The following is an 11,856-nucleotide window of genomic DNA, read 5'->3' on the forward strand; positions in this document are numbered from 1 at the left end:
TTACCTCACAATGCCGCGCGAAGCGCTTCACGAATCAGGGTTTCACTGCTGGCATCAGGGCGGGCAATTTTGCTCACCATGCGGCTGGCTTCCTGTGGTTTATAGCCCAACGCCACCAGCGCAGCAACCGCTTCCTGCTCGGCGTCGTCCGTTGTCGGGCTTGCCGGAGAAGTCAGGACCAGATCTGCCGCTGGTGTAAAGAGATCGCCATGCAAACCTTTAAAGCGGTCTTTCATTTCAACAATCAGGCGTTCTGCAGTTTTCTTACCAATACCCGGTAATTTCACTAACGCACCAAGCTCTTCGCGCTCAACAGCATTCACGAACTGCTGCGCAGACATGCCGGAGAGGATCGCCAGCGCCAGCTTCGGCCCCACGCCGTTGGTTTTAATTAGCTCTTTAAACAGCGTGCGTTCTTGCTTATTGTTAAAGCCATACAGCAGCTGTGCGTCTTCGCGCACCACAAAATGCGTGAAAATGATCGCTTCCTGCCCGGCTTCCGGCAGCTCGTAGAAACAGGTCATCGGCATATGCACTTCATAGCCTACCCCGCCCGTTTCCAGAAGGACCAGTGGGGGTTGTTTTTCAAGAATGATGCCTCTGAGTCTGCCTATCACATGACGCTCCTGCGTTAAGGGCTAAAAGGTAATGCGCTATCATAAAAAAAGGCTGGATAGATATCCAGCCTCATTTGTCACTAACGTAACCTACCGCGTGCTAAATTCAACCTCGACTCACTCATTTGCATGGCGTTCTGGCTGACATGGCAGTGAGTAATGGCAATCGCCAGCGCATCCGCAGCATCCGCCTGCGGGTTAGCCGGGAGTTTGAGCAGCGTACGCACCATGTGCTGTACCTGGCTTTTTTCCGCGCTGCCGATACCGACGACGGTCTGTTTAACCTGTCGGGCAGCATACTCAAACACCGGAAGATCCTGATTGGTCGCAGCAACAATCGCTACGCCGCGCGCCTGTCCCAGCTTCAGCGCCGAATCGGCATTTTTCGCCATAAAGACCTGCTCGATGGCAAAATAATCCGGCTGGAACTGGGTGATGATTTCCGTCACCCCCGCGTATATCAATTTCAGGCGTGACGGGAGATCGTCAACTTTGGTGCGAATACAACCACTGCCGAGGTAGGTCAACTGTCTGCCGACCTGACGGATTACGCCATAACCGGTAATGCGCGACCCCGGATCAATGCCGAGAATGATAGACATCACGCATCTCCTGTTATTTTATGGCTTAACCACATCATTCTAACGTAGCTGCAACCTCATCGGAGATTTCGCCGTTGTGGTAAACTTCCTGCACGTCATCGCAATCTTCCAGCATATCGATCAGACGCATCAGTTTCGGCGCTGTTTCTGCATCCATATCCGCTTTGGTGGATGGGATCATAGAAACTTCAGCCGCGTCCGCTTTCAGACCTGCCGCTTCCAGCGCATCACGAACTTTCCCCATCTCTTCCCACGCGGTGTAAACGTCAATCGCGCCGTCGTCGAAGGTTACAACGTCTTCAGCACCGGCTTCCAGTGCCGCTTCCATGATGGCGTCTTCGTCGCCTTGCTCAAAGGAGATAACACCTTTCTTGCTGAACAGGTATGCGACGGAACCGTCGGTACCGAGGTTGCCGCCCGTTTTAGTGAATGCGTGGCGCACTTCCGCAACGGTACGGTTACGGTTATCAGACAGACATTCAATCATCACGGCTGTACCGCCAGGACCGTAACCTTCATAGATGATGGTTTCCATGTTGGAATCTTCATCACCACCCACACCGCGCGCAATCGCACGGTTCAGAGTGTCACGTGTCATGTTGTTTGCCAGCGCTTTATCAACCGCTGCACGCAGACGCGGGTTAGCATCCGGATCGCCACCACCCAATTTAGCCGCCGTTACCAGCTCACGAATGATTTTGGTGAAGATCTTACCGCGCTTAGCATCCTGCGCTGCTTTACGATGTCTGGTGTTGGCCCATTTACTATGACCTGCCATAAATAATCTCTCCAAAAAGCGCGCCTTCTCAGGCGACGTTAATTACAAACTCTTCAATCGCCTGCCGGTTACTCCACGACTTGGTTAACTGTGCAGCCTCGTGCGCATTAACCCAACGGTAGGTCAAATGTTCGGTGAACACGATCTCTCGTTCAGTGGGCAGTGCCAGGCAAAACCAGGACTCCGTATTACGTATAATTCCTGGCGCATAGCGATGACGTAAATGACTAAAAATCTCAAACTCCACCGTGCGCTGGCAGTCAATTAAGGTCAGTTGCTCACGCGCAACATCAATGGCGACCTCTTCCTTTACTTCGCGCAGGGCAGCTTGCGACGCGGTTTCACCTTCTTCAAGGCTGCCGGTGACCGACTGCCAAAAATCAGGATCGTCGCGTCGCTGTAACATCAGCACTCTCCCGGTGTCCTTTGCATAAATCACGACTAACACCGAGACAGGCTGCTTATATGCCATATCAGTTATTCTCGGCCTTCTTAACAACCTGAATGCTCAGTTCCGCCAGCGCAGCTTCATTGGCAAAGCTCGGCGCTTCGGTCATCAGACATGCGGCAGCCGTCGTTTTCGGGAAAGCAATAACGTCACGGATGTTATCCGTACCGGTCAGCAGCATGGTCAGACGATCCAGACCAAACGCCAGGCCCGCGTGCGGCGGTGTACCGTATTTTAGCGCATCCAGCAGGAAGCCGAATTTCTCGCGCTGCTCTTGTTCGTTGATACCCAGAATACCGAACACGGTCTGCTGCATATCACTGTTATGGATACGTACAGAACCACCGCCAACTTCGTAGCCGTTGATAACCATATCGTACGCATTGGCAACCGCATCTTCCGGCGCAGCTTTCAGCTCAGCCGCCGTCATGTCTTTCGGCGAGGTGAACGGGTGGTGCATCGCGGTCAGACCGCCTTCACCGTCGTCTTCAAACATCGGGAAGTCGATAACCCACAGCGGCGCCCATTTGGCTTCGTCGGTAATGCTCAGGTCTTTACCCAGTTTCAGACGCAGCGCGCCCATCGCATCGGCAACCACTTTCTTGTTGTCGGCACCGAAGAAGATCATATCGCCGTCTTGTGCGCCAGTACGTTCCAGAATGGCTTCAATGATTTCAGCATTCAGGAACTTGGCAACCGGGCTGGTGATACCTTCCAGGCCTTTCGCACGCTCGGTGACTTTGATGTAAGCCAAACCTTTCGCGCCGTAGATCTTAATGAAGTTACCGTAATCGTCGATCTGCTTACGGCTAAGTGCAGCGCCGCCAGGGACGCGCAGAGCCGCTACACGCCCTTTCGGATCGTTAGCCGGACCAGAGAATACGGCGAATTCAACAGATTTCAGCAGATCAGCGACGTCTACCAGCTCCATCGGGTTACGAAGATCCGGCTTATCGGAACCGTAACGACGCTCTGCTTCGGCAAAGGTCATGATCGGGAAATCGCCCAAGTCCACACCTTTTACTTCCAGCCACAGATTACGCACCAGCGCTTCCATCACTTCACGCACCTGCGGTGCGGTCATGAAGGAGGTCTCAACATCGATCTGCGTAAATTCAGGCTGGCGATCAGCACGTAAGTCTTCGTCACGGAAGCATTTTACGATCTGGTAGTAACGGTCGAAGCCAGACATCATCAGCAGCTGTTTGAACAACTGAGGAGACTGAGGCAGCGCGTAGAATTTACCTTTATGTACGCGAGACGGTACCAGGTAGTCACGCGCACCTTCTGGCGTCGCTTTCGTCAGCATCGGCGTTTCGATGTCGAGGAAGCCGTGGTCGTCCATGAAACGACGCACCAGGCTGGTAATTTTGGCACGTGTTTTCAGACGCTGCGCCATTTCAGGACGACGCAGATCGAGGTAGCGATACTTCAGACGAGCTTCTTCAGTATTGACATGGTTAGAGTCGAGCGGCAGTGAATCTGAACGGTTGATAATGACCAGATCGGATGCCAGCACTTCAATTTCGCCCGTCGCCATATCGGCGTTGACGTTTTTCGCATCACGCGCACGCACGGTGCCCGTTACCTGAATGCAGAACTCATTACGCAGTTCGGAGGCCAGCTTTAACGCGTCCGCACGGTCCGGATCGAAAAATACCTGCACGATACCTTCGCGGTCGCGCATATCGATAAAGATCAGGCTACCAAGATCACGACGACGGTTGACCCAACCACACAGAGTCACCTGCTGCCCCTCGTGGGACAGACGTAGCTGTCCGCAATATTCTGTACGCATGAGATATCCCTTAACTTTGCCGCAGGCGGATTGTCACCTGCCCGGCAGATGACGAAGTCGCAGCTTTAGCTGAATGTCACTACTGAATGAAAAAAGGCGGCTATTATACTGGAAATTCTGCCGCACGATAAGAGCCTACTGGGGTAGACTCTCAGTCCGGTACTGACTGTACGCGTGTTTCCTAAGCGGGTATTGCGTAATCTCACAAAAAATAACAAAAATTGTCGCCCCTTTCACACAGATTCGCGATTAAGGTGTAACGGAAATCTTTTTTACTGGAGTCACCATGCTGGAACTGAACGCAAAAACAACCGCGCTTGTCGTCATCGATCTACAGGAAGGTATCCTGCCTTTCGCAGGTGGGCCTCATTCGGCAAACGACGTGGTCGCCCGTACGGCACAATTGGCGGAAAAATTCCGTACTCACGGTTCACCAGTGGTGATGGTTCGCGTCGGCTGGTCTGCGGATTATGCCGAAGCGCTAAAACAACCGGTTGATGCCCCCGCGCCAGCCAAAGCATTACCCGACAACTGGTGGGAATACCCGCAAGCGCTGGGAAAATGTGCAACAGACCTGGAGGTTACCAAGCGCCAGTGGGGAGCATTCTACGGTACTGACCTGGAACTACAGCTGCGCCGTCGTGGTATCGACACCATCGTCCTTTGCGGGATCTCCACCAATATCGGTGTCGAATCCACCGCGCGTAACGCCTGGGAGCTGGGTTTTAGCCTGATCGTTGCCGAAGACGCCTGCAGTGCCGCCAGCGCCGACCAGCATCAGGGCAGCATGACGCATATTTTCCCACGCATTGCCCGTATACGTCGCGTTGACGAGATCCTGCAAGCGTTATGATCTATATCGGCTTACCCCAGTGGTCACACCCGAAATGGCTGCGTCTGGGGATCACCAGCCTTGAAGAGTATGCCCGCCACTTCAACTGTGTGGAGGGTAATACCACGCTGTACGCCTTGCCGAAAGCCGAGATTGTTGACCGCTGGTTTGCACAAACCCGCGACGATTTTCGCTTCTGTTTCAAATTCCCGGCCACCATTTCGCATCAGGCCGCACTGCGTAATTGCGATGACCTGGTACGGGAATTTTTTACGCGCATGTCACCACTGGATGCCCGTATCGGACAATACTGGTTGCAGCTACCTGCCACGTTCGGCCCACGTGACCTCCCTGCCCTGTGGCAATTCCTCGATGCCCTCCCTAAAGCGTTTACCTACGGTGTCGAGGTTCGTCATCCGGATTTCTTTGCGAAGGGTGAATCAGAGATTCAGCTCAATCGGGGTCTGCATGAACGCGGGGTTAATCGGGTCATTTTAGACAGTCGTCCGGTCCATGCCGCGATCCCACACACGGAAGCGATACGCGATGCTCAACGTAAGAAACCGAAGGTCCCGGTCCATGCGGTAGTCACGGCAAACCACCCGATGGTCCGTTTTATCGGTAGCGATAACATGACACAAAATCGGCAGTTCTTTGCCGCCTGGCTGGCAAAGTTGTCACTCTGGCAACAGACCACCACGCCATATCTGTTTTTGCACACGCCGGATATCGCACAGGCGCCAGAGCTGGTAGACACGCTATGGACGGATTTACGTAGTGCCCTGCCAGAGATCGGATCAGCCCCCTCAATTCCACAGCAATCTTCTCTTTTCTGAAAATGCCACCTATCATAGTCAATGCCAGCAGCCATTTTAAAAGGAAGTTTGTATGGTAAGCGCGCTATATGCCGTCCTGGGTGCGTTATTGTTAATAAAGTTCTCCTTTGACGTCGTTCGCCTGCGCATGCAGTACCGCGTTGCCTATGGTGATGGCGGTTTTAGTGAGCTGCAAAGCGCTATCCGCATTCACGGTAATGCAGTGGAATATATTCCCGTTGCATTAGTGCTGCTGCTTTTTATGGAAATGAACGGCGCTGAAACGTGGATGGTGCATATTTGCGGGCTGATGTTGATAGCCGGACGACTGATGCATTATTACGGATTCCATCACCGTCTTTTCCGCTGGCGTCGTTCCGGCATGAGCGCCACCTGGTGTTCACTGTTGCTAATGGTGCTGGCGAATCTTTGGTATATGCCCTGGGAGTTGGTTTTCTCCCTGCATTAGCGCACAATACGCCACTTTATTTTTCCCGGATTTTTACGTTATGTCTCACCGCGACACGCTTTTTTCTGCGCCTATCGCCAGTCTGGGTGACTGGACCTTTGATGAACGGGTAGCTGAAGTCTTCCCGGATATGATCCAGCGTTCCGTTCCCGGCTATTCCAATATCATCTCCATGATTGGCATGCTGGCCGAACGTTTCGTGCAACCCAACACGCAGGTCTACGATCTGGGCTGCTCTTTGGGCGCAGCGACGCTCTCGGTGCGTCGCAATATCCATCATGAGAATTGCAAAATTATCGCCGTTGATAACTCGCCGGCTATGGTTGAACGCTGCCGTCGTCATATCGATGCCTATAAAGCCCCCACGCCTGTTGACGTGGTCGAAGGCGATATTCGCAACATCACTATCGAAAACGCTTCGATGGTGGTGCTGAATTTTACCCTGCAATTCCTTGAACCACCTGAGCGCCAGGCATTGTTGGATAAGATTTATCAGGGGTTGAACCCCGGCGGTGCGCTGGTGCTGTCCGAGAAGTTCAGCTTCGAAGATGCCAACGTTGGCGAACTGCTGTTCAACATGCACCACGACTTCAAACGCGCCAATGGCTACAGCGAACTGGAAATCAGCCAGAAGCGCAGCATGCTGGAAAACGTGATGCTAACTGACTCTGTTGAAACGCACAAAGCACGTCTGCGTCAGGCGGGTTTTGAGCACAGCGAACTGTGGTTCCAGTGCTTCAACTTTGGGTCACTGGTCGCGTTGAAATCTGAGGTTGCGGCATGACAGACTTTGGTAACTTTTATCAGCTGATTGCCAAAAACCATCTTTCCCATTGGCTGGAAACGCTCCCGGCGCAAATCGCCGCCTGGCAGCGCGATCAACATGGGTTGTTTAAGCAGTGGTCGAATGCCGTGGAGTTTCTGCCGGAACTGACGCCGCATCGTCTGGATTTACTGCATAGTGTGACTGCCGAAAGCGAGGAGCCGCTCAGCGAAGGGCAGATCAAACGGATTGATACGCTGATGCGTCATCTCATGCCGTGGCGCAAAGGTCCATATTCGCTGTACGGCGTCAATATCGATACCGAATGGCGTTCCGACTGGAAGTGGGATCGCGTTCTGCCGCATTTATCCGATCTGACCGGGCGTACCATTCTCGACGTGGGCTGCGGTAGTGGCTATCACATGTGGCGCATGATTGGCGCGGGCGCGCACCTGGCCGTCGGTATCGATCCTACGCAGTTGTTCCTGTGTCAGTTTGAAGCCGTGCGCAAACTGCTGGGTAACGATCAGCGTGCTCACCTGCTGCCGCTGGGTATCGAACAGCTTCCGGCACTGAACGCGTTTGATACCGTATTCTCTATGGGTGTGCTCTACCACCGCCGCTCTCCACTGGAACATCTCTGGCAGTTGAAAGATCAACTGGTAAAAGACGGAGAGCTGGTGCTGGAAACGCTGGTGGTCGAAGGTGATGAAAATACCGTTCTGGTACCAGGCGACCGCTACGCGCAAATGCGTAACGTCTACTTTATTCCATCCGCGCTGGCGCTGAAAAACTGGCTGGAAAAATGTGGATTTGTGGATGTCCGTATCGCCGACGTCTGTGTCACTACCACAGAAGAGCAGCGTCGCACCGAATGGATGGTAACCGAGTCGCTGGCCGACTTCCTCGATCCGAACGACCACAGCAAAACGGTAGAAGGTTACCCCGCTCCATTACGCGCGGTATTGATTGCGCGTAAGCCCTAGTCATTTTTGACTGGTGGCACATTTTCTCCAAAATAGTTCGGTTTGCGACAAGGCGGCGACGCAGCAAATCCTCGGGAGCGTAGATAACTACGTGACCGGGGTGCGCGAGGAAAGCCAACGCAGTAGCAGACCGAAATATGCAGGAGAAGGATAAAAAAAGGCCCCTGTTGAAATTGCAGGGGCCTGGTACGAGCAAGCATCATATTGGGCGACATGATGCAACGGTAAAAATCAGCTGGCCTGGTGGTGCGCAATGATTGCCTTCATTTCAGCAACCGCCGCCCCGTCTACCGCATAGCGGGAATATTCATCCGCCTGCGTATCCGAAGACATCGACAACCCCGAATTGCGATACCGCATGGGTGAAGCCAGCCATACTCCGGCAGAACTGTGGACTTCCTGCACTCCAGCGTTGAGGAACAGGGATAAATTCGCGGCGCGAACCCCCGCTCCGGCCATAATGATTGGAGCATTCACTTGCTCAATAAGTTCCATTATTTTTGTTAAACCTTGCGCTGCATCTGATTTTTGCCCGGAAGTCAGCACTCTGGCGACGCCCAAATCGGATAATTTATTCAGCACATTTAATGGGTTGGCGCACATATCGAAGGCCCGATGAAACGTGACATTTAGTGGGCCCGCAGCAACCATTATTTTCTCCATACGTGGCATATCGACATTCCCGTCCACATCGAGAATCCCGGTCACCAGTCCTGAAAAACCTAAATCTCTGACCATCGCGATATCATCAAGCATCGCGGCAAATTCACCGTCGGTGTAACAAAAGTCGCCCCCACGCGGGCGGATAATGGGATTAACCGGAATAGAGACATGCTGGCGTACTGAGCGCAAAACCCCCAGCGACGGCGTTAATCCCCCTTCTTTGGGTGCCGAGCACAATTCAATACGATCAGCCCCCTGACGCTGCGCGGTGCGTGCGCACTCCATGCTGTAACAGCAGATTTCCAGTAATGCCATCACTCACTCCTGTTGCTCGCTTGCGACAATCGCTTCAATTGACCACGGATGAAATTTGAGAGTGACGTTGCCATCACTGACCGCCAGTGTCGGATTCGGTAAACGCTCACGCTCTCCTTTCGGCGAGCTGGTTTTTACGAAAATCCCCGGCTGACTCAATCCTTCATCAGAAAGCAGCGCCAGCGCACGCGCGTTCAGTGTTTCCGGCGCACCGGGCAGAACGATTTCGATATGCTCCCACCCCTCGTGCGGGTAACGCTTTTCACCCGGCCATGGCAACTCAACTACCGAAAACTGCCAGTGCGCGACACAAACCGGCTCATCCAGTTTGAACAGGCAAATCGGTCTGCCATTAATGATATTTTCCGATAGCAGCTCGCCACACTGTTCAAATCCCCGACGCCAGCGCTCTGCGGTGGTATTTTGATGGCAGCGCAAAGAGATATGATCGGCATCCAGCGATGAAATATCCAGACCCAGACGGGTGGAAAGTTCCGTTAACGCTTGAATGAAATGTGGTAAATCTGCGGAAATATCATGCAGTTCTGTAACTGTTTGCCAGTTCGCCATAATGAAAGCTCATATCGATGTTCAAAGCCGCTAATTTACTCTGTTGCGTAGTCCCATCCAACTGCTGATTTTTTCGAACGGGTATGAATAATTATACGTAATAACAGTGTCTGTATTTTAGGCTGTGCGCCGTACTCGCAATGCTGACGGCAACGGGCATTTGCAGTATACTCCCGCCCTAAATTCTTAAACTGGCGCGGTGAATTTTGTCCCGCTTCATAAATGTAAGGTATTCCGGTGAATATTCAGGCTCTTCTCTCAGAAAAAGTTAGTCAGGCCATGATTGCTGCAGGCGCACCTGCAGATTGCGAACCGCAGGTTCGTCAGTCAGCAAAAGTACAGTTCGGCGACTATCAGGCCAACGGCATGATGGCAGTTGCTAAAAAACTGGGTATGGCGCCGCGACAACTGGCAGAGCAGGTGCTGACTCATCTGGATCTCAACGGGATTGCCAGCAAAGTTGAAATTGCAGGCCCAGGCTTTATCAACATTTTTCTCGATCCGGCATTCCTCGCGCAGCACGTTCAGCAGGCGCTGACCTCCGATCGTCTGGGCGTTACTCAACCGGCTAAACAAACGGTTGTTGTTGACTACTCCGCACCTAACGTGGCGAAAGAGATGCACGTGGGTCACCTGCGTTCCACCATCATCGGTGACGCCGCGGTACGTACGCTGGAGTTTCTCGGCCATAAGGTGATCCGCGCCAACCACGTCGGCGACTGGGGTACTCAGTTCGGTATGCTGATCGCATGGCTGGAAAAACAGCAGCAGGAAAATGCCGGAGAAATGGCGCTGGCAGACCTGGAAGGTTTCTACCGCGATGCGAAAAAACACTACGACGAAGATGAAGCCTTCGCCGAGCGCGCCCGTAGCTATGTGGTGAAACTGCAGGGCGGCGACGAATATTTCCGCGAGATGTGGCGCAAGCTCGTCGACATCACGATGTCGCAGAACCAGTTAACCTATGACCGTCTGAACGTGACGCTGACCCGTGACGACGTGATGGGCGAAAGCCTGTACAACCCGATGCTACCGGGCATTGTTGCTGATCTGAAAGCCAAAGGTCTGGCTGTTGAGAGCGAAGGCGCTACCGTTGTATTCCTTGATGAGTATAAAAACAAGGAAGGTGAACCAATGGGCGTCATCATTCAGAAGAAAGATGGCGGCTATCTCTACACCACGACCGATATAGCCTGTGCGAAGTATCGTTACGAAACGCTGCACGCCGACCGCGTCCTCTATTACATCGACTCCCGTCAGCATCAGCATTTAATGCAGGCATGGACTATCGTGCGTAAAGCCGGTTATGTGCCGGACTCCGTGCCGCTGGAACACCATATGTTCGGTATGATGCTGGGTAAAGACGGTAAGCCGTTCAAAACTCGCGCTGGCGGTACCGTAAAACTGGCCGACCTGCTGGATGAAGCACTGGAACGAGCGCGTCGTCTGGTGGCCGAGAAGAACCCGGACATGCCTGCTGATGAGCTGGAAAAACTGGCGAATGCCGTTGGTATCGGTGCGGTGAAATATGCGGATCTGTCGAAAAACCGTACCACCGACTATATCTTCGACTGGGACAACATGCTGGCGTTCGAAGGCAATACGGCACCGTATATGCAGTATGCCTACACCCGCGTACTGTCCGTGTTCCGTAAAGCGGATATCGACGAAAACGCGCTGGCCAGCGCACAGGTTATTATCAGCGAAGATCGCGAAGCTCAGCTGGCCGCCCGCCTGCTGCAGTTCGAAGAAACGCTGACCGTTGTAGCACGTGAAGGTACGCCGCACGTGATGTGCGCTTATCTGTACGACGTTGCCGGCCTGTTCTCTGGCTTCTACGAACACTGCCCGATCCTCAGCGCTGAAAACGAAGAGATTCGTAACAGCCGTCTGAAGCTGGCGCAACTGACGGCGAAAACGCTGAAACTGGGTCTGGATACGCTGGGTATCGAAACCGTAGAACGTATGTAATCGTCCAGATTGATACTTAAGCCCGCGCCTGTCGCGGGCTTTTTATTATGGCCTTACCTAACCTCACAGGCCTGATAAGCGAAGCACCATCTGGCGGTCAGACGCACCTTGCCGGATGGCGGCGTAAACGCCTTATCCGGCCTACTGATAGCATCAATTTGTAACAACTCACAAGGAATGACACATTTCCGTTGAGGGATGGTACATTTTTTGCCTGTCATCCCGTTTA

General features: G+C 53.1%; 13 protein-coding genes. 6 read left to right on the top strand and 7 right to left on the bottom strand.

Features of this window, described 5'->3' with window-relative positions; all coding sequences use genetic code 11:
* Positions 1-5 precede the first annotated feature (5 nt).
* The 5 genes from ruvA to aspS all read right to left on the bottom strand — a co-directional run bounded on the left by ruvA (position 6) and on the right by aspS (position 4,243).
* A complete protein-coding gene (gene ruvA, locus RYZ59_RS19725; protein WP_043016727.1) occupies positions 6-617 on the bottom strand; it encodes a Holliday junction branch migration protein RuvA in 612 nt (203 codons plus the stop codon).
* Between the two features lie 80 nt (positions 618-697).
* On the bottom strand, positions 698-1,219 hold the full coding sequence (gene ruvC / locus RYZ59_RS19730) for a crossover junction endodeoxyribonuclease RuvC (RefSeq protein ID WP_003034867.1): 522 nt from the start codon (positions 1,217-1,219) through the stop codon (positions 698-700).
* 34 nt (positions 1,220-1,253) lie between these two features.
* Positions 1,254-1,997, bottom strand: coding sequence for a YebC/PmpR family DNA-binding transcriptional regulator (locus RYZ59_RS19735; RefSeq protein WP_003833836.1), 744 nt, complete (start codon positions 1,995-1,997; stop codon positions 1,254-1,256).
* 28 nt (positions 1,998-2,025) lie between these two features.
* On the bottom strand, positions 2,026-2,469 hold the full coding sequence (gene nudB, locus RYZ59_RS19740; RefSeq protein WP_137381568.1) for a dihydroneopterin triphosphate diphosphatase: 444 nt from the start codon (positions 2,467-2,469) through the stop codon (positions 2,026-2,028).
* 1 nt (position 2,470) lies between these two features.
* Positions 2,471-4,243 (bottom strand): aspartate--tRNA ligase, encoded by a 1,773-nt coding sequence (gene aspS / locus RYZ59_RS19745; RefSeq protein ID WP_318050280.1) that lies wholly within the window; start codon positions 4,241-4,243, stop codon positions 2,471-2,473.
* 286 nt (positions 4,244-4,529) lie between these two features.
* Here aspS and RYZ59_RS19750 point away from each other — a divergent pair, with 286 nt between their 5' ends.
* From RYZ59_RS19750 to cmoB, 5 genes are read left to right on the top strand one after another with little or no spacing between them, the layout of a single operon-like run.
* Positions 4,530-5,096 (top strand): hydrolase, encoded by a 567-nt coding sequence (locus RYZ59_RS19750; protein ID WP_318050279.1) that lies wholly within the window; start codon positions 4,530-4,532, stop codon positions 5,094-5,096.
* Positions 5,093-5,911, top strand: coding sequence for a DUF72 domain-containing protein (locus RYZ59_RS19755; RefSeq protein WP_318050278.1), 819 nt, complete (start codon positions 5,093-5,095; stop codon positions 5,909-5,911). The genes RYZ59_RS19750 and RYZ59_RS19755 overlap by 4 nt, the downstream gene beginning before the upstream one ends.
* 52 nt (positions 5,912-5,963) lie before the next feature.
* On the top strand, positions 5,964-6,359 hold the full coding sequence (locus RYZ59_RS19760; protein ID WP_003833847.1) for an MAPEG family protein: 396 nt from the start codon (positions 5,964-5,966) through the stop codon (positions 6,357-6,359).
* Between the two features lie 40 nt (positions 6,360-6,399).
* Positions 6,400-7,143: a carboxy-S-adenosyl-L-methionine synthase CmoA gene (gene cmoA, locus RYZ59_RS19765; protein WP_318050277.1), complete on the top strand. Its 744-nt coding sequence runs from the start codon at positions 6,400-6,402 to the stop codon at positions 7,141-7,143.
* The gene (gene cmoB, locus RYZ59_RS19770) at positions 7,140-8,108 is read left to right on the top strand and encodes a tRNA 5-methoxyuridine(34)/uridine 5-oxyacetic acid(34) synthase CmoB (protein ID WP_318050276.1); all 969 of its coding nucleotides are present in this window, start codon (positions 7,140-7,142) and stop codon (positions 8,106-8,108) included. Before cmoA ends, cmoB begins: the two co-directional genes overlap by 4 nt.
* Positions 8,109-8,339: 231 nt before the next feature.
* On the opposite strand, the gene cutC is transcribed toward cmoB, so the two are convergent.
* On the bottom strand, positions 8,340-9,086 hold the full coding sequence (gene cutC / locus RYZ59_RS19775) for a copper homeostasis protein CutC (protein ID WP_318050275.1): 747 nt from the start codon (positions 9,084-9,086) through the stop codon (positions 8,340-8,342).
* A gap of 3 nt (positions 9,087-9,089) precedes the next feature.
* A complete protein-coding gene (locus RYZ59_RS19780; RefSeq protein WP_318050274.1) occupies positions 9,090-9,656 on the bottom strand; it encodes a VOC family protein in 567 nt (188 codons plus the stop codon).
* Positions 9,657-9,893: 237 nt separating this feature from the next.
* On the opposite strand from RYZ59_RS19780, the gene argS reads away from it, so the two are divergent.
* A complete protein-coding gene (gene argS / locus RYZ59_RS19785) occupies positions 9,894-11,627 on the top strand; it encodes an arginine--tRNA ligase (protein WP_318050273.1) in 1,734 nt (577 codons plus the stop codon).
* The last annotated feature ends 229 nt before the right edge of the window (positions 11,628-11,856 follow it).

The organism is Citrobacter sp. HN-141 (assembly GCF_033341895.1).
Lineage (GTDB): Bacteria > Pseudomonadota > Gammaproteobacteria > Enterobacterales > Enterobacteriaceae > Citrobacter.